20 protein-coding genes are annotated in these 17,699 nt (G+C 68.8%); 10 read left to right on the top strand and 10 right to left on the bottom strand.

The features are described from left to right. Positions 1–170 precede the first annotated feature (170 nt). Together FV217_RS18575 and FV217_RS18570 are read right to left on the bottom strand one after the other, a co-directional pair. Complete coding sequence (locus FV217_RS18575; RefSeq protein WP_147818684.1) at positions 171–2,759, bottom strand: FtsX-like permease family protein; 2,589 nt, start codon at positions 2,757–2,759, stop codon at positions 171–173. Positions 2,760–2,799: 40 nt separating this feature from the next. After that, positions 2,800–3,483, bottom strand: a complete 684-nt coding sequence (locus tag FV217_RS18570; RefSeq protein ID WP_147818680.1) for an ABC transporter ATP-binding protein — start codon at positions 3,481–3,483, stop codon at positions 2,800–2,802. A 126-nt stretch (positions 3,484–3,609) separates the two neighbouring features. Here FV217_RS18570 and FV217_RS18565 point away from each other — a divergent pair, with 126 nt between their 5' ends. Together FV217_RS18565 and thpR are read left to right on the top strand one after the other, a co-directional pair. Then, entirely contained in the window at positions 3,610–4,293 is a 684-nt protein-coding gene (locus FV217_RS18565; protein WP_147818678.1) for an arylesterase, read from the top strand. After that, positions 4,294–4,845 (top strand): RNA 2',3'-cyclic phosphodiesterase, encoded by a 552-nt coding sequence (gene thpR, locus FV217_RS18560; RefSeq protein WP_147818677.1) that lies wholly within the window; start codon positions 4,294–4,296, stop codon positions 4,843–4,845. A 145-nt stretch (positions 4,846–4,990) separates the two neighbouring features. Here the strand turns inward: thpR and FV217_RS18555 are convergent, their stop codons facing one another. Further along, positions 4,991–5,362, bottom strand: a complete 372-nt coding sequence (locus FV217_RS18555) for a hypothetical protein (protein WP_147818675.1) — start codon at positions 5,360–5,362, stop codon at positions 4,991–4,993. Positions 5,363–5,930: 568 nt separating this feature from the next. Between FV217_RS18555 and FV217_RS18550 the strand changes: the two genes are divergently transcribed. After that, on the top strand, positions 5,931–7,478 hold the full coding sequence (locus tag FV217_RS18550; protein WP_246682941.1) for an alginate export family protein: 1,548 nt from the start codon (positions 5,931–5,933) through the stop codon (positions 7,476–7,478). Positions 7,479–7,651: 173 nt separating this feature from the next. Here FV217_RS18550 and hisS read toward each other — a convergent pair whose 3' ends face one another. Beyond that, positions 7,652–9,160 carry a histidine--tRNA ligase gene (gene hisS / locus FV217_RS18545; RefSeq protein ID WP_147818671.1) on the bottom strand — a complete coding sequence of 503 codons (1,509 nt, stop codon included), beginning with the start codon at positions 9,158–9,160 and terminating at the stop codon, positions 7,652–7,654. Positions 9,161–9,628: 468 nt separating this feature from the next. Between hisS and FV217_RS18540 the strand changes: the two genes are divergently transcribed. The 6 genes from FV217_RS18540 (at position 9,629) to FV217_RS18515 (ending at position 12,029) form a co-directional block, all read left to right on the top strand. Next, positions 9,629–9,934, top strand: a complete 306-nt coding sequence (locus FV217_RS18540; RefSeq protein WP_246682939.1) for a hypothetical protein — start codon at positions 9,629–9,631, stop codon at positions 9,932–9,934. Further along, positions 9,931–10,350 (top strand): hypothetical protein, encoded by a 420-nt coding sequence (locus FV217_RS18535; protein WP_147818669.1) that lies wholly within the window; start codon positions 9,931–9,933, stop codon positions 10,348–10,350. The genes FV217_RS18540 and FV217_RS18535 overlap by 4 nt, the downstream gene beginning before the upstream one ends. A 183-nt stretch (positions 10,351–10,533) precedes the next feature. Further along, a complete protein-coding gene (locus FV217_RS18530) occupies positions 10,534–10,797 on the top strand; it encodes a hypothetical protein (RefSeq protein ID WP_147818667.1) in 264 nt (87 codons plus the stop codon). A 134-nt stretch (positions 10,798–10,931) separates the two neighbouring features. Continuing rightward, positions 10,932–11,255: a DUF2934 domain-containing protein gene (locus FV217_RS18525; RefSeq protein WP_147818665.1), complete on the top strand. Its 324-nt coding sequence runs from the start codon at positions 10,932–10,934 to the stop codon at positions 11,253–11,255. A gap of 131 nt (positions 11,256–11,386) precedes the next feature. Next, positions 11,387–11,671: a hypothetical protein gene (locus FV217_RS18520; protein ID WP_147818663.1), complete on the top strand. Its 285-nt coding sequence runs from the start codon at positions 11,387–11,389 to the stop codon at positions 11,669–11,671. A 157-nt stretch (positions 11,672–11,828) separates the two neighbouring features. Beyond that, the gene (locus FV217_RS18515; RefSeq protein WP_147818661.1) at positions 11,829–12,029 is read left to right on the top strand and encodes a hypothetical protein; all 201 of its coding nucleotides are present in this window, start codon (positions 11,829–11,831) and stop codon (positions 12,027–12,029) included. A 119-nt stretch (positions 12,030–12,148) separates the two neighbouring features. Here the strand turns inward: FV217_RS18515 and FV217_RS18510 are convergent, their stop codons facing one another. From FV217_RS18510 to FV217_RS18495, 4 genes are all read right to left on the bottom strand, one after another. Then, positions 12,149–12,448, bottom strand: a complete 300-nt coding sequence (locus tag FV217_RS18510; protein ID WP_246682937.1) for a hypothetical protein — start codon at positions 12,446–12,448, stop codon at positions 12,149–12,151. A 297-nt stretch (positions 12,449–12,745) separates the two neighbouring features. Beyond that, positions 12,746–13,027, bottom strand: coding sequence for a hypothetical protein (locus FV217_RS18505; protein ID WP_147818659.1), 282 nt, complete (start codon positions 13,025–13,027; stop codon positions 12,746–12,748). Positions 13,028–13,137: 110 nt separating this feature from the next. Further along, positions 13,138–13,527, bottom strand: coding sequence for a hypothetical protein (locus tag FV217_RS18500; RefSeq protein ID WP_147818657.1), 390 nt, complete (start codon positions 13,525–13,527; stop codon positions 13,138–13,140). 172 nt (positions 13,528–13,699) lie between these two features. Next, positions 13,700–14,203: a peptide deformylase gene (locus FV217_RS18495; RefSeq protein WP_147818655.1), complete on the bottom strand. Its 504-nt coding sequence runs from the start codon at positions 14,201–14,203 to the stop codon at positions 13,700–13,702. Positions 14,204–14,410: 207 nt separating this feature from the next. Between FV217_RS18495 and FV217_RS18490 the strand changes: the two genes are divergently transcribed. Next, the gene (locus FV217_RS18490) at positions 14,411–14,650 is read left to right on the top strand and encodes a hypothetical protein (protein WP_147818653.1); all 240 of its coding nucleotides are present in this window, start codon (positions 14,411–14,413) and stop codon (positions 14,648–14,650) included. Positions 14,651–14,982: 332 nt separating this feature from the next. Here the strand turns inward: FV217_RS18490 and FV217_RS18485 are convergent, their stop codons facing one another. Beyond that, the gene (locus FV217_RS18485) at positions 14,983–16,167 is read right to left on the bottom strand and encodes a hypothetical protein (RefSeq protein WP_147818651.1); all 1,185 of its coding nucleotides are present in this window, start codon (positions 16,165–16,167) and stop codon (positions 14,983–14,985) included. 305 nt (positions 16,168–16,472) lie between these two features. Continuing rightward, a partial coding sequence (locus FV217_RS18480; protein ID WP_187272626.1) for a translocation/assembly module TamB domain-containing protein occupies positions 16,473–17,699 on the bottom strand: 1,227 nt, incomplete at its 5' end.

Here is a 17,699-nt window from a genome sequence, read left to right as displayed (position 1 = left end):
GGGGGTGGTGCAGACGGCACCGGGACGCTCGATCCTGAACCACCCCCACCCCCGACCCCTCCCCACAAGGGGGAGGAGAGGACATGCGTGGCCCGTTTCGATCGACCGGAAACGGTATGCGAGGGGGAGGATAGTGTCCGTATCGACCGTCGCGATCGATCACGTAAGACTCAGAACTGACGCAGGTACGGCGCTGGTTTCTGTCCGAGGATGCGCCAGGTGCCGGCGAGCCCGATCGCGACGGAAAGGATCACGGCGCTCGCCGCAGCGACAAGAGCGCCGCTCAGGTCGAGGCCGAAGTCGAGACGCATGACCTTGGTGACGATGACCCAGCCGGCGAGCGTACCGGCCAGCAGCCCGAACAGCGCAGCACTGAGCCCGAGCGCGCCGTACTCGATCCCGTAGGCGATCATCAGCCGACGGCGGCTTGCACCGAGCACCTTCAGCACCACGGCGTCGTAGAGCCGCGTCCGGTGCCCGGCCGCGATGGCGCCGGCCAGGACGAACAGGCTCGCCAGCACCGCCACCACGCTCGCCCCGCGGATCGCCAGGGTGAGCTTGTGGACGAGCCGGTCGATCGTCTCCAGCGCGTCCTTGACCCGCACACTCGTCACCGAGGGGAACGCCTTGGCCACGTCCCGCAGGACTGTTGCCTCCAGCGCCGGATCGGGGCCGCCCGGCAGCGTCAGCGTAGCGAGGTCCGAATGCGGCGCCCCGCGAAACGTGCCGGGCGAGAACACCATCACGAAGTTGATGCCCAGCGAGCGCCACTCGACCTTGCGGAAATTCGCGATGGTCGTGGTCAGCGTCCGGCCGAGTACGTTGACGGTGACCGTGCTGCCGATCTTGAGCCCGAGCGCCTTGCCGAGATCTGCCTCGAACGAAAGCTTCGGGGTCTTGCCCTCCTCCTCGGTCCACCACTGCCCGTCGGTGAGTTTCGAGCCGTCGGGCAGGCTGTCCGCGGTGGTGATGCCGCGGTCGCCGTCGAGCACCCAGGCCGCGTCCTCCGGCGGCTTGATCTGCTCCACCGGCACGCCGTCCAGCGCCGTGATGCGCCCGCGCAGCATCGGCACCCGCTCGAGCTTCGCCGTCGGCGACTTGCCCTGGAGGAACCCGGTGAAGGCGTCGGCGTCGCGCGATGGCACGTCGAGGAAGAACAGGTTGGGGGCCTTGCCCGGCAGGGTGTTGGTCAGCGCGCGGGTGATGTTGGCGTCGATGACGCTGAGCGTCACCAGCAGCGTCACCCCAAGCCCCAGCGACAGGATGATCGCCGGGGTCAGCGCGCCGGGCCGGTGGAGGTTGGCGAGCGCCATCCGCGGCCCTGCCGCGCGCGGATGCGGCAGGCGCCGGGCCACCGCCATCAGACCGATCGCGACGAGCCGCAGCAGCCCGAAGGCGAGCGCTGCCGCCGCCATGAAGATCAGCGCGATCTTCCGGTCGAAGGCGGTGGCCAGCGCCAGTCCGGCCAGCGCCAGCAGGGTCGCCCCCAGGATCGCCTTGTAGCGCAGCCGCGTGCGCTGCGCCGACGGGTCGACGGTGTCGCGAAACAGGCCCGAGACCGAGATGTCGTGAGCGCGGCCGAGCGGCAGGATCGCGAAAGCGAGCGCCGTCAGCAGGCCGTAGGCGGCGGCCAGCGCGAGTTCGCCGGGGGCGAGCGTCGGCTCCAGAGGCAGCGGCAGGGAATCGCGAAACAGCGCGTCGATTAGGAACGGCATCGCCGCGCCGATGCTCAGCCCGATCGCGATGCTCAAGGCGGCGATCAGCATCACCTGCGTCAGGTAGAGCACGACGACCTGAGAGCCCAGCGCGCCGACGCTTTTCAGCGTCGCGATCGAGCCGCGCTTGCGCTCGACGAAGGCGCTGACGGCGTTCGCCACCCCGACGCCGCCCACGATCAGGGCGGTGAGGCCGACGAGCGTCAGGAACTGGGTGAAGCGCTCGACGCTCTTGGCGAAGCGCGGGTCGGCGTTGAGACGCGAGCGCACCTCCCAGCCGGCATCGGGTAGCGCCTTGCCGATGGCGTGGCTCGCAGCCTCCAGCTCCGGGTCGGTGGCGGCGGGAAGCTGGAGCCGGTAGCTCCAGCGGTTGAGGCTGCCCGGCTCGCCGAGGCCGGTCGCCCGCAACGCCTCCATCGCAACGATCAGGCGCGGGCCGAAGCCGATGCCGGCGGAGATCGTGTCGGGTTCCGTCACCAGCGCGGCCCGGATCTCCAGCGGCTTGCCGGCCACGGTGATGCGATCGCCGACCTTGAGGCCGAGGCGGGTGAGCAGGACGGGGTCGGCCACGGCGCCGAAGATGCCGTCGCGCGTCGCCAGCAAATCGGCCACGGGTGCCGCCGGGTCGGTGGCGAGGTTGCCGACGGCCGGATAGCCGCCATCCACCGCCTTCAGCTCGACGAGGGCCGCACTGCCATCGGTCGCCACCGCCATCGCCCGCATCGTCGCGACGACGGAAACGCGGCCTTGGCCCTTGAGGATCGCGGTCTCGGCGGTCGTCGCCTCGCGGTTGATCAGGCTGTAGGTGAGGTCGCCGCCGAGGATGCGCCGGCCCTCGCGGCCGAGGCCGTCGCCGAGCGAGCGCGAGATCGAGGTCACGCCGGCGATCGCCGCGACGCCGATGGCGATGCAACTGATGAACACGACGAAGCCGGAGAGGCCGCCGCGCAGTTCGCGCAGTGCGAGGCGCAGCGTGAGGGGCAGGCCGGAGAGCGGACCGCGCAGGGGGCGGCCGGGCTGTGGCGATGGCAGGGTGCCATGCATGGCGTCGGCCCTCACGCGATCCGCTGGAATGGACGCCGCATCACGCCGCCACCGGCTCCTCGACCCGGCCCGCCCGCAGGCGGACCGTCCGGTCGCAGAGGCGCGCGAGGCCCGGATCGTGGGTCACGAGCACCAGGGTCGCGCCGCGCTCGCGCTTCAACGTGAACAGCAGGTCGACGATGCCGCGGCCGGTCGCCTCGTCGAGATTGCCGGTGGGCTCGTCGGCGACGAGGATCGCCGGATTCGGCGCGAGCGCGCGGGCGACGGCGACGCGCTGCTGCTCGCCGCCGGAGAGCTGGGCCGGATAGTGATGCAGCCGGTGGCCGAGGCCGACGGCGTCGAGTTCGGCGGCGGCGCGGGCCTGGGCGTCGGGTGCGTCGGCGAGTTCGAGCGGCAGCGCCACGTTCTCCAGCGCCGTCATGGTCGGCACCAGGTGGAACGCCTGGAACACGATGCCGATGTTGCGGCCCCGGAAGCGGGCCAGCGCATCCTCGTCGAGGCCGCCGAGATCGGTGCCGGCCACCGTGATCCGTCCGGAATCCGGCCGCTCGAGCCCGGCCATCACCATCAGCAGCGTGGACTTGCCCGAACCCGAGGGCCCGACGAGACCGACAGCCTCGCCCTTCGCCACGTCGAGCGCGATGCCGCGCAGCACATGCACCCGCGAGGGGCCGCGCCCGAGGCTGAGATCGATCCCGGACAGGATGACGGCCTTGTCGCTCACGACGGGACGACCGATGTGTGCGCGGATGGGGAAAGCATCATCGGCGAAAGGCTGGGTCCAGTGGGAGTTGCTTCGGGAATCGTCCGGCGCCTTGTGTCACGCATCGCGGACACGGGCGAGGCCTCCATGCCCCGCGAGGCTCCGCATGTGGGGTGGCGGCCTGGCCGCCGCACGGCCGCGCTGGCACTCCTCTTTGCCGCAGTCACGCTTGGCGACCCGATGAGCAGCGCCCGCGCCGCCCGCCCGCTCAAGCTCGTCGCCCTCGGCGACAGCCTCACCGCCGGTTACATGCTGCCGGCCGAATCCGCCTTCCCGGTGCTGCTGGAGAAGGCGTTGAAGGCCCGGGGCCACGATGTCGGCATCGCCAACGCCGGCGTCTCGGGCGACACCTCCACCGGCGGCCTCGACCGCCTCGACTGGTCGGTGCCGGACGGGACCGACGGCGTCATCCTCGAACTCGGCGCCAACGACATGCTGCGCGGCACCGATCCGGCCGTCACCCGCAAGGCGCTCGACACGATCATCGCGCGGCTGAAGCAGCGCGGTATCCCCGTGCTGCTCGCCGGCATGCGTGCCTCGACCAATCTCGGGCCTGACTACGTGCAGACATTCGACGCGATCTATCCCGATCTCGCGGGCCGCTACGGCCTGGTGCTCTACCCGTTCTTCCTGAACGGCGTCGCAGGCGATGCCGCCCTGGCCTTGCCGGACAGGCTGCATCCGAACCCGAAGGGCGTCGCGCGGATCGTCGAGGGCATCCTGCCATCGGTGGAGAGCTTCTTGGCGCGCCTCCAGCCGGGCGCACACTGAGTGCCGCGGCTGTTCACGGGGCTGGAGATTCCTGCAGACGTCGTCGATCGGTTGAGTGCGTTCTGCGGCGGGCTGCCCGGTGCGCGCTGGGTCGACGAAGACGACCTGCACATCACCCTGCGCTTTCTCGGCGACGTCGACATCGACACGGCGAACGCGGTGCATGCCCTCTTGGAAGAGGCGCGTCCCCGCGCGCCGATCGCGATCGAACTCGACGGCCTCGCGATCTTCGGCGGGACCAAGCCGCGCGCCGTTTACGCGTCCGTCGCCACCAACACCGAACTCGCCGACCTGCAGGCCGAGCACGAGCGCATCGCCCGCCATGCCGGCCTCGACCCCGAACCGCGAAAGTTCACGCCGCACGTGACGCTGGCGCGGCTCAATCGCAGCACTGGGGCGGAGGCCGTCGCCCACTACCTCACGCAGACCGGCATCTTTTCGCGCGTGGGCTTCACGGCCATGCGGGCGGCGCTGTTTTCGGCGCGGGCCTCGCGGGGCGGCGGCCCGTACGTCGTGGAGACGGCGTATCCGTTCGTTCTCGGCGAAGCCTAGAGCGCTTTCCGACCAATCGGATACCGGTTGGTCGAAAGAAATCGCGGCAAAACAAAGCCTTAGAGACGCCGAGCCGATGCAGTCGGATCGGATACGGCTCTCGATCGCCTGCGTTCATCGCTTTTCAGCGGCGCGTGCCCGACGCTCAGGGGCAGTAGCGCAGCGGGCGGCCGAAGGGGTCGTCGCGGCCGAGGCCGGGACGGAAGCCGTAATAGCTCGGTTTGCCGAGGCCGTATTCCGAACCGACATAGCTCGGATCGTCCGGCGCATCGGTCGGCACCGGGACACGCCAGGGTGCACAGCCGGCGAGGCGCCGCCGGGCCGGTCGCGGCACCAGAACAGCGGCATCGGCCTCGCCTTCGCCGCGCGGAAAGTACCGGGGGCCGGGGGCGGCGAGCGGTTCGCCGACGAAGTCGGGGAAATCGGCGGCCAGCACACTGGCGCTGAACCCGAGCGACACGCCGAGCGTGAACGGCAGCAGAGCGCGGCCGGCGGCCCTCCATCGTGCAGCGTGCATCGTCGACTCCGTGCAGAGCGCGCGACCCTGCCACGGCATGGTGAACGCAAAGTTACCGGCTGCGCCCGTGGCGACTACAGGTGTCGCCGAAATACAACACCGTCTGGCGCTAGAACAGTACGGCGGATGAAGGCCGCTCCGGCAACGTCAAACCTTTGACAGCCACGTTGCATCGACACGTCGGAGCCGAAAAATCATCCGCCGCCGTCCGGCCGTTTCTCGATCGACCCTGCGGTTCCGATTGCGGCTGCGCAATCTCCACTCAAGCAGGTGAAGTATTTTTGTGACTATATCGGCAAAAATCAAATTCTACTTTTGCACGTCAAGTAAAGAATAATTGTCTTTCCACTTGGTTGCGGATCAAGTCCTCTTGATTTGCCTACAAAATCCCGATTAATACCGATTTTGTGCGCAGATCGCTCATGCGTCTTCATGCGTTGAGGATGTATGAGTACGTCGTGTGGCCGGTCGAGGGAGCGTTGCGTTCGTTTCGGCTCGCCGAGTTCCACGCGATCGTATCATCGGCGCCGAAAACAGGATCGATACGGAGTCGCTTCGCGGCGTCCGTGTGTGGAGTCTATCTGTGACCCGTCTCACCTTGTTTGCGGCTCTCTTCGGAGCGCTCGTTCCATCCGCCGTGTCGGCCCAAGCCGTGTCTACTCAAGACGCGCCGGTAACGACCCCCGCGGCAGCCGGCGCGGCACCGCGAGCCAAGGCAAAATCGGTCAAGGCCGCGTCCGCCAAGCCGGCGGCGGTTCCGGCCGCTCCGGGTCAGGCCCTGCAGCTCCGGCCGTTCTTCGCGCTCTACGAGGCCCTCGGCAAACCCGACGGCTGGAAGATCAACGGCTCGCTCCGGCCGCGGTTCGAAGGCCTCGGTGGACAGTTCCGGCCCTCGCCCGTGCCCGGCACTAACGACGTGTTCACGATGCAGGCGACCCTTTTCGCTGAGTACGACACCGGCCCGGTCCGCATCGGCGGCGAAATCTTCGACAGCCGCGCCTACTTCCAGCGCCGGAATTCGAACTCCATCGCCACCACCGAGGTGAACGCGCTGGAACTCGGCCAGGCCTATCTCGGCTTCGACCTCGAAGACGCCGTGGGCGCGGGCACGACGAGCACGTTGCAGGTCGGCCGCTTCACGCAGAACATCGGATCGCGCCGCCTCATCGCCCGCAACCAGTTCCGCAACACCATCAACAGCTTCACCGGCGTCGCCTACGACTGGCAGAATGCGGACAAGGACCAGCTTCGCCTGTTCTACACCCTGCCGCATTTCCGCGAGCCCAGCGACCGCGCCGGCATCCTGAGCAACAGCGTCGCGTTCGACCACGAAGGCTTCGATGCGCAGTTGTTCGGCGGCATCTTTACGAAGGCGAACGTGCTCGGCGGAATCCTGGAGGCCTACGGCTACGGCTTCATCGAGCGCGACGAGGGCAGCCAGCTCGAAGGCATCCAGACGCGGGACCGGCGCCTGTTCACGCCGGGCTTCCGGCTTTATCGCGCCCCGAAGGCCGGCCGGTTCGACCATGAGCTCGAAGCGATCTTCCAAACCGGCGTCGCCCGCAACACGGCGGCGATCACGGACGTCACCGACGTGCCGGTCAAGGCCTACTTCGTTCATGCCGAGGCCGGCTACACCTTCGACGCGCCGTGGGTACCGCGGATCTCGGCCGTTTACGACCACGCCAGCGGTGACGGCAGCAATCCGAACAGCAACAACCGGTTCGATACGCTGTTCGGCGCACGGCGCTTCGATTACGGGCCGACCAGCCTCTACGGCCCGGTGCAGCGCGCCAACCTGATCTCGCCGGGCATCCGCTTCGAGATCGCCCCGGACCCGGTCTGGGACGCCTTCGTCGCCTATCGCGGTCTCTGGCTGGAGGACCCGACCGACAGCTTCGCCGCAACCGGCATCCGTGACCGCACCGGCCAGTCGGGAAGCTTCGCAGGCCAGCAGATCGAGGCGCGCCTGCGCTACTGGGTCGTGCCGCGCTCGATCGTGATCGATACCGGCGCAGCCTACCTCATCAAGGGCGACTTTTTGCGGAACGCCCCCAACGCGCCGAACACCGGCGATACGATCTACGGGTATCTGACGACGACGTTCTTCTTCTGAACGGGCGCGAAGGTATTCAGCGACCGCCTGCCGTCATCCCGGGGCTCGCCGCGCAGGCGAGAACCCGGGATCCACCCGTGATGCACCGTTGGAGCAAGCCGTCGAGGCCAGTCATGGGTTCCGGGTTCCGCTTCGCGGCCCCGGAATGACGTGGAACGACGCGGCCCGCCGGCTTAGCCGAAATGGCTGGCCAGGATCTCGCGGACCCGCTCGACCATCTCTGCGACCGGCACCGAGACCTGGGCCGGCCGGGCGGCCTTCCACTCGGCGTTGCTGGCGATGCTCTCGGCGGCCTTGGCGCCCGCGATCAGATCCTTGATCTGGATCTCGCCGGCCTCGCGCTCGTTCGAGCCCTGGATCAGGGCGATCGGCGAGCGGCGGCGGTCGGCGTATTTCATCTGCGCCTTCATGCCCGACGCACCGAGATAGAGCTCGGCCCGGATGCCGGCGTTGCGGAGTGCCGCGACGTGGGCCTGATATTCGGCGATGTTTTCGCGATCGAGTACGAGCACCACGACGGGACCGGGCTTCGCCGTGCCTTCGAGCAGCGGGCTCTTCACGAGTTGCAGCGCCGAGAACAGCCGGGAGACACCGATGGAGAAGCCCGTGGCCGGCACCGGCTCCGAGCGGAAGCGGCCGACCAGCCCGTCGTAGCGGCCGCCACCCGCGACCGAGCCGAAGCGCACGGTCTGGCCGTCCTCGTTCTGGACCGGGAAGGTCAACTCGGCCTCGTAGACCGGGCCGGTATAGTATTCGAGACCGCGGACGACGGAGGGGTCGGCGCGGACGCGGTCGTGCCCGTAGCCCGCCGCCGTGCAGAGCCGCATGATCGTGTGCAGTTCGGCGATGCCCTCGCGGCCGGTTTCGGAGTCGCCGACGACATCCTGCCAGGTGCCGAACAGCTTTTCCCAGAAGGCCATGCGGTCGCCGCCCTCGTGCGGCGCGGCCTCGAACGAGACGTAGGCGAGGATGCGCTCGATCGCGTCGGCGCCGAGGCCCGCGCCCTTGGTGAAGTCGCCGCTCTCGTCCTTGCGGCCGGAGCCGAGCAGCAGGCGCACGCCGTCGGCGCCGAGCCGGTCGAGCTTGTCGATGGCGCGCAACACGGTGAGCCGCTGGCCGGCCTTGTCCGCGCCGGCGAGCCCGCAGGCCTCCATGACGCCGTCGAGCACCTTCCGGTTGTTGACCTTGACCACGTATTGGCCGGCCAGGCCGAGCCGGTCGAGTGTGTCGGCCATCAGCATGCAGACCTCGGCATCCGCCGCGACCGAGGCCGCGCCGACGATGTCGGCGTCGAACTGCATGAACTGGCGGAAGCGGCCCGGACCCGGCTTCTCGTTGCGGAAGACGTAGCCGGCCCGGTAGCTGCGATACGGCTTCGGGATCGCGTCGAAATGTTCGGCGACGTGGCGGGCGAGCGGCGCGGTCAGGTCGTAGCGCAGGCTGAGCCACTGCTCGTCGTCGTCCTGGAACGAGAACACGCCCTCGTTCGGCCGGTCGAGATCGGGCAGGAACTTGCCGAGCGCCTCAGTGTACTCGACGAACGGCGTTTCGAGTCCTTCGAACCCGTAGAGCTCGAAGGCCTGCTTGATCGTCTCCAACATGCGGTGCTGGGCGACGATCTCGGTTTCGCTGCGGTCGAGAAAGCCGCGCGGCAGCCGCGCCTTGGGTTTGTCGCCCGTCATGTGGATGTCGATCGTTCTGGAGGCCGGAGGCTGGACCCCGGCTCTATCGCAGGGGCCGGTCCGGCGGCAAGCGAAGGCGGAGTCGGACCAGCGCCGGCCCCATCATCGCCGCATGGCGATGATCATCAGGCCGGAATAGGCGAGGGCGGCTGCCATGAGCGACAGGGGCGCGAGGCCGAGGAGCAGGATGTCCATGCCAACCATGAACGCCATCCGCGGCTGTGTCGTCGAGCCGACCTTCGGTCGCTGCGTCACCGCTACCCACACCATAGGGTCCATGCCGAAGGGCGACGAGCCCGATTCATCGCCCTTCGGCCGGCCTTTTCCGTACGCGACTGCACGGCGGCGGCCGTCTGCCGAAAGCGTCGATCGTGACCAGCGGTGGGGATCGATGCAGGCTGGTGTAAGCCACGGTTAACCATGACGACCGATCCTCCCCACCTCCGGAGACAGCCGCGAGGGCGTCGCGTGCGCAGCCTGCTTTTCCTGGTTCTCGCCAGCGCGTCCCTGGTCGCGCCGCCGGCCTCCGCCGAAGAACCGCTGTTCCTGCGCATCCGCCCGAGCGACGACGATGCGGCGGTCGCGGCGCGGGCGCGGGCCTTGCGGGAGGCGGTTTGGGCGCGTAGCGACCGTCGCGCACGCATCGCCATCGCGTCGGTCTGCACCGGATGCCTGAAGCCGCTTCCGTCCGCTCCCCCGGGGGACCGCGACGGCGCCACCGCCGGATCGATCGCCGACCCGCCTTCCGCCCCCGCCACAGCAGGTGACCCATGACGCAGTCCCATCCGACCACCGGCGCGGAACCCGACGTGGATTGCCCCGTCTCCCTGGAGCTGCTGGGCCATGTCTACCGGGCCGACGATTACGACCTGCCCTACATCCTGGAAGAGATTCAGCCGCTGCTGCGCGCCCGGCTCGCGGGTTATCTCTACAGCAAGAGCCACATGCACCAGCTCGGCCTCAAGGTGGCCCGCTCCTGCGAGCGCGACGACCTGATCCGGGCGATGGGCGAGATCGGCTCGGTCATCCACGGCCAGGCCTCGTTGAAGCCCGCCCCCGTGGCCGTGGACCCGAAGGCGCCGCCGCCGCCGAAGAAGATCAGCCTCGGCGGGGCGCAGGCGAAACCCCCGGCCAAGAAGATCAGCCTCGGCGGTTCGGCCGCCAAGGGCCGCAACTTCGACTTCGATTGAGGCGCACGGATTGAGGCGCGCGGCGGAACGTATCGGGCCAAGCGGGACTTTAGAGCCGTACCCGACCCGATTGCATCGGGCCGGCGTCTCTAAGCCTTCATTGTGACTCGCTTTCTTTCGACCAACCGGCAACCACCTGGTCGGAAAGCGCTCTAACCAGCCTCGATCGCAGGAGCCCTTCGCATGTTCGGACCGTGGTGGACGCTCGGCATGGACACCGCGATGCTCGCCCTCGAATCGCAGGCCGTGATCGGTCTGCGGATGGCGAAGCTCGCGGCGGGTGGTGCGGGCGCCCAGGCCGAGATGCAGCGCATGGTCAGCGAGAAAGTGCTCGCGGCCGGTGAGACGGCGATGCTGATGGCGACCGGCGGCACGACCCAGAGCATCGTCTCCGGCTACCGCAGTAAGGTCCGCGCGAACCGGCGCCGGCTGGCCGGACCGCAATGAGCGATGGGTAGCGTGTCCCGGATGTGACGCGCAGCGGTTGTACCGATCCCGCGCATGTTGCGGCGCACGCCCGTTAACGCCCTCTTAACCATGGCCTTCCATCGTCCGACTTGGACGGACCACAGGAGAGCTTCATGGACGTGATCGAGCACCGGGTGCGTGAGCGCGCCTACTACATCTGGGAAGGCGAAGGCCGCGTCGTCGGCCGGGCCGACGCCCACTGGTTCCAGGCCGAGGCCGAGTTCGCCGCCGAAGCCGCCCCCGTCGCCGAGGTGAGCGTGGCCAAGGCCGCGCCGGCCGCCCGCGCCAAGGCTCCGGCCAAGGTCGCTGCGCCGAAGCTTGCCAAGGCTGCAGCGAAGGCTGCTGCCCCCAAGGCTCCGAAGGCCGTCGCTGCCAAGGCGCCCGCCAAGCCGAAGAAGTCCCCGCGTGTCGCCGAGGTCGGTCTCTCGCTTCACTGACGCGGAGCACCGCCCTTCGAGGCCCGCCGCCCGTAACCCGGGCGGTGGGCCTCGCGCGTTTCGGAGGAACGCGGCGGCAGCTTGGCCGTTGACGAAGCGAGCGCGCGACGGCGCGACCGAGGACGAGACCGATGCGACCCCTGTTTGTGCTGCTCGGCGCCATCGCGCTGCTGCCCGTTCCGGCGTCGGCGGCGCCCTCTGGCCGCGACCGGCAGGATTCTCCGGTCCTCGTCGGCCAGCCGATCGGTTCGCCCGGAGGCCGGGCCCCCTGGAGCAGGCCCTGGGAATACGATTCCGGCAGCGGCAACGACCGCCGGCCGGAACTGCCCTACTACCAGCAGGGCCGTGGCCAGCAGACCGGCGGACCGGCGCGCAACCTCCTGCCAGACGATGGCCTGCAGCTGTTTCCGCGCTGACGAGGCTGGCGTCCGACCCCGGACGTGGCTGCATGGCGGCCTTGCATGGAGCCGTTCCAAGCTGTGAGCAGCCTGGGGATAGTCGGCAAAGCTATGGCGTGAAGCGCCGGAAGGCCGTAAAGCGCCGCGTCGAGACACGCCCCAGCGGATCCTGATCATGCAGATGACGGCCGAGCCGAGTTCCATGCTGGCGACCCAAGCGCTCCAGCAGCAGGTCGCCGACGCCATGGGCAATAACGCCCTCCCGATCAGCAAGCTCCTGCGGCTGATGTGGGCGATCGAGGCCGAATCGAGCCCCACCAAGGAGCGCCTGCGCTCACAGCTGCGCGCCCGCATCGGTGCGCCGCTCTCCAGCTGAAAGGCTCTAGATCACGCTGCGTTTCGATCGAATCGATCAAAACGCAGAAAACGTGATCGATTCAAAAGGTTAGAGCAGGCTTCGCGCGAAAAACCGTTGCTACTTTTTCGCGGCCTGCTCTAGCGCCGGCGATGCCGGCGCGTCTTGGCGTGGCGGGCCGGCCGCGTCGAGCGCTTCATGCAGCCGAAATAGAGCTGCTTGCCGATCTCGCGCAGGCCGAGATTCAGCGGGTCGGGAATCGAGAACACGCGGGCCTTGGCCTCGGCGCGGCAGGCGGCGTCCTGCAGGCTGGTGATCGGAGCCTCCTGCGCCCGCGCGGAACCGGCGAAGGCCAGGCCGGCGAGAAGCAGCATCGCGCCGAGGCATCGGGACGGGACGGGCCGGGAGGCCCCTCGCGGACGCACGGCGTGACGCTGCATCGAACTGTCTCCCCGAAAGATCTGATTCCGCGCGCGCGTCGACTGGCAACGGCCACGCGCTTCGTCTGTACGACGGCCCGCGCACTCTGCAAGAGGGGCGGACGACTGACGTGTGAATGGTGGCAGGCGCCGCATCACGTCCAGTTCATGCACAGCGGGCGCCGATGCTCTGCCGTCGCGCTTTTGTCGACTTGCCGACCGAGCGTCGCCACGGCGATGCAGGCAATAGGGTCAGTCTCGTCGACCGCGGCGAGTCGATCTCGACTGCGATCGACTGCCGAAACCGTCGGCCGCCGCTCAGGGCCGCACCCACAGGCACGGGCCGTCCTTGAGGCTCCGGCACTCGTAGGGCGCGTCGCCGATCATCGCGCGCTTCTCGACGTCGCCGACACCCTCCGCGGGGATCGCCCGGCATCCGCCGAACTCCGCAGGGATGGTGTCGCCCTCGGGCTGCTGCACCATCAGGCGGCGCAGGGTCACGAGGTTGTCGCAGGCGACCACCGCGGGCGGGGCGGGGGCCGTCTCGGCGGCCGCTCCGGTGCAGGCGAGGACAAGGCAGGCGATCAGGGGCAGCCGCAAGGCACGGTCTCCGACGGTTCGAGGCGTCGCCGGAAACTAGGCCGCCTGCCGGATTTTCCCATGCCCGGCCGCGAAGATCGGCAGCGGCGATCCGGTTCTCGCTCCCCGTCTCAGCGCTTGGGCTTCCCTTGCGGCGGAGCGGCGGGGGCAGGGCGGACCGGCGCGGCCGTCGCCGAGCCGGCCACGGTCCAGTGGCAGATCGCGGTGCCCTGAAGGCTCAGGCACTCGTAGGCCCGGCCGTTCAAGGCCACGAAATCGGCGACCCCCGTCACGGCCTTCCGGTCGAGCACGCTGCAGCCGAGGTCGGATTTCGGATCGGTGATCGCCGGGATCGCGGCGGCGGCATCGTCCTTGGCGTCGCGCAACACGGTGCGCAGGTTCGCCAGGGACGCGCAGGAGATCACCGGTGGCATCGGGTCGGCCGGCCGCGGGGGCGTCTGCGCCGCGGCCGGCAGGGCCGCCGCGAGAACGAGAGCCGCGATCGAGAGACCGGTGCGCATCGACCCATCCGTGCGAGATCGTCCGCGCTCTAGAGCATCGCCCCGAAGATCGGATCCGGGGCGATGCTCCAGGTTTTCGTGTTGCATCGGCTTTTTCCGAAAACCAGCGGCCACGTTTCGGGTCGATGCTCTAGCACAGCGCTCCAAGAAGGATCGACAGCGCCGTCCCCGGTCACGGCGTCGCGCGCTTCAGCTTGGCGAAGCGCTTCAGGGCCCGCTCCCGCCGCAGCCGCGTCAGGCGGTCGATCCAGAAGATGCCGTCGAGCTGGTCGATCTCGTGCTGGAGGCAGGCGGCGGCGAAACCCTCGGCCGCTTCCTCGTGCGCGCTCCCGTCGAGGTCGCGGTAGCGCACGCGAATCCGCTCGGCGCGCTCGACGGATTCGGTGATGCCGGGCATCGAGACGCTGCCCTCGACATGCGAGGCCCGCTCCGCCGAGGTCTCGACGATCTCCGGGTTCACGTAGACCGTATGCGGCATGTCGGGCTGCAGCCGGATCACGACGATCCGCGCCGGCTCGCCGATATGCGGCGCCGTCAGCCCGATCGCGGAGACGGCGCGCAGCGTGTCGAGCACGTCCCCGGCGAGGGCGCGAAGGCCCGGATCCCAGGTCTCGACCGGCCGTGCCGGCAGCTTCAGGCGGGGGTCGGGAAACAGAATCAGATCGCGCGCAGGCATGTTGGGTTCGAACCGGACACTATTCGCTTCGGGAGGTAGGGATGAGGCGGGCCGACGATCAGTCGATCCGACAGGAACGGACCTGCCGGCATTCTCACGCATTGGAGAAAGAATTTCTAAGCGGGCGGCCGTGTTGATTTTATCGGAACGAAGCCCGTTGCCATGGGTTGGCCCCGCAATCTGTAGCATGAGAAAGGAGGTCTCATCGTGAAGACCGCAAAAATCTTGCTCGCCGGCGCCGTCCTGGCCGCCACCCTGGGCGCGACCGTCCCGGCCTCCGCACAGCGGCTGACCATCGGTCCCGACGGTCCGGGCATCGACCTTCGCAACCGGAACCAGCGCCAGCGCGACCGTGAATGGTCCCGCCGCGACCGCGAGGACGGCTATTACCGTCAGCAGCGCTACCGCGACCGCGACCGTGGCTACCGCCGCGACTACGATTACTGAGTTTTACGGCAGCATCGCTGTCGAGGGGCCGGGCAACCGGCCCCTTTTTCGTGCGTGCTCGGTCGATTGTGCGTCCGCCGGACTCGTTTCGACGCGATGGCATCGGGCCATAGGGGCTCGAATTTTGTTTTGGAATTCCGTCTTTCGACCAAGTGATGTTTCCTTGGTCGAAAAGCGTTCGCCTGATGAGGATCAGATGCTCGGCATCTATTCGAACGTCCGCCCAGGGTGGGTTGCGGATATTACCTCTACGCCCAAAAGCTGACGTTGGGCCGCAGTAGCGCGATCCGTGCCGGTGCTGTTGCCCGATTGATCGTCATGCCCGCTGCCCCTTAGAAACGTCGATGCAGATAGAGGTACTCGTCTTTCTCGAATACGCTGAAGGCGTAGTCAAAACCCAGAAGGCGGCCGCTCGCCTCGATGCCGTTGATGCGCATCGTCGGGCGCCTGTCCCGATGTTCCAATTGCCAATCGGCGTCGAAGCAGTAGGCGAAGCCCTGCGTCTCGGGAGCGACCTCCAGATCTACGTAGGTCGTCGCGCTGCGCTCCAGTCCTGGTCGCAACCAGGGCAGGCCCGCCTCCCAGCGCAGCGGAAACAGCGAACCCTGGACGTCCCTGATGGAGTACGGGATTGTGCCGCCGCCCGAGCGCCGGTAGAGCCCGTTGCCCGGTGTTTCCTGTTTTCGGTAGTGCGACAGGAGTTGACCCTCGAAGACGCGGTTGGCAGCGGGCTTGCTGGCGTAGAGCACGTCCGAGACGGCGCGCCAGTCGTCTGCAGCCGGCACCCAATAGAGCGGCTCGTCCGCCGGGCGGAAGCGCGCGAGCGCCGGGCGCAACGTTTCCGGGATCTGCAACCGCAGGACGCCGTAGCAGTTGCTCGACGAGCCGAAGAGCCGGGCGTACCGGGCCGGGTCGGCGAGCAGGTCTGGGGTCGCCTTCAGCCCGTCCGGATTGTCGCCTGTCAGTGAGCCCGCCGCCCATCGTGGGATAAGGTTCTCCGGCGCGCTCGCCATCCAGCGCTCGAAGTCCGCGGGCGTGGCCGGCTCCACCTCTGCACCGGAGAACGTGAGTTGGGCGCGTGGATTGGCGTAGGCGTCGTCAGAAGCGTAGAGGATGCCGAACGACAGATCGTCCGCATGCTCGTACCAGATGACGTACGGGAGGAAATCCTTCGGCACGTCGCCATTCGCTGTGGTTCCGCCATTGCAGAGGCCGGGCGTGCGGATTTCCAAGGCGTGGCCGGCGGAGATGGAGAAGGCGTAGCGATAGGGAAAACGCCCGACGTCGAGCGAACTGCCTCCATCGCGGTAGCGGGTGACGCGTGCGCCGCAGCCGACGACGATGTCGGCCTCGACCGGCTCGCCGGCGTGGCGGAGGTGCACGCGCAGACGGAAGAAGCTGGCTTGGTCGTGCACGTCGCGGGTGAAGAAGAGTTTGCGTCCGAGGATCGAGTTGGCGACGACGCCGACCACCACGGCGATTACCACGAGCAGCAGCGCAAGCCGGACCTTCCTCATGCCGCCTATCATGGCCCAACGGTGAACGTCCGCAAACCACCTGTCCCGGCCGTAGGAAGATGCCTCACTGTGCAGCCTGCAAGCGGACGTTTCCGGCTTCTGCAATGGATGGAAAGCGGATGCCTCTCGCCGGTGCCGGACGTCGGACGCCCTTCACCAGAACAGGCAAGTCCTCACCGTCATCGCGAGCATAGCGTAGCGATCCGGAGCCGGGTCCGCGACGGTTCGGCGTTTGCCGCCCTGGATCGCTTCGCTGCGCTCGCGATGACGGGAACGTCGCTCTACCGCAGGGTCCCGAACCGCCCCTACCACTCCCATTCCGCGCCGACGCCGAGGGAGGTGCGGCCGTCGCTGCCGGCTTCGCCTTTCAGCTTGATCCGGCGGGTCACGTCGTAATCGACGGTGGCGGCCGTGTCGGCGGGCTTGGCGCCGGCCTTCACGCCCACGCTCAGATCCTTTGCGATGTAGCGGGAGGCGCCGATGGCCGGGCCGCCGCTCGCGCCGGTGGACACGTCGAGGCTGTCGAGCCCCAAGCCCTTGCGCGCCGCCTCGAACGCATCCGGGCCGCCGGCCGCGCCGGAGAGCTGGGCCGCGGCCTGGGCGAGCTGCAGCGCCTGGAACGGCGACAGGTTGCCCGACGCCTTCTTGAACAGGATGCGCGAGAGCACCTCGTCCTGCGGCAGGGCCGGATCGGAGGTCAACGCGAAGACGGGCTGGTTGGCCGGGCCGCTCACGGCGACGCGGGCGGTGACGTCCGAGGCCTTGGTCTCGGCGACGAAGTCGAGGTCGGGCGCGGTGACGTCGCCGGCGAAATTCAGGCGGCCGCGGGTGAAATCGAGGCGCTGGCCGACGATGCTGATGCGGCCGCGCCGCATCTCGAAATCGCCCACGGCGTGCGGATCCCGCGAGGAGCCGGTGACGTGCAGCTCGCCGCCGAGCTCGGCATCGATCCCCCGTCCGCGCACGAAGATGCGGTTCGGGGCGCTGATGACGAGGTCGAGGGTGGCGTCGAAGGGCGCGGCGCTCTTGGCCTTCCCCTTCCCCTTGCCCTTGCTGCCGGCTCCGGCGACCTGCGCCTTGCGGTCGGCCCGCTTGGCGAGCCGTTCGCGGATCTCCGGCGTGGTGTTGACGCGGCGGATGCCGGGGAGCGGCTGCACCGTGGCGGGGAGGCGGTCCGGCACCGCGACGTCGATCGTGACGACGTCGACGCGGCCCGAAATCCGCGGCGTGCGGGCGAGGGGGCCGCTCAGCGCGAGGTTGAGGTTCGTCACCGCCGTCATCAGCGGGCTCGAGACCAGCTCGGCCCGGTCGGCGACGATGCGCAGGGTGCCGGGGAAGCCCGAAGCCGGCTGCAGGGCGACGCGGCCGTCCACCGAGACGCGGCCGCCGTTGCGGGTCGCGGCGGTGAGTCGTTCGAGCACCAGCGTCTCGCCCTGGCCGGTGACGCGGCCCTGGATGTCGGTGAGGCGGATGCCGTTGAGCGGATCGCTGACGCTGCCGCCGGAGAGCGTGGCCGAGCCCTCGACGCGGGG

The sequence above is a fragment of the Methylobacterium sp. WL9 genome (assembly GCF_008040035.1).
Lineage (GTDB): Bacteria > Pseudomonadota > Alphaproteobacteria > Rhizobiales > Beijerinckiaceae > Methylobacterium > Methylobacterium thuringiense.
This window is presented reverse-complemented; position numbering and strand designations above follow the sequence as displayed.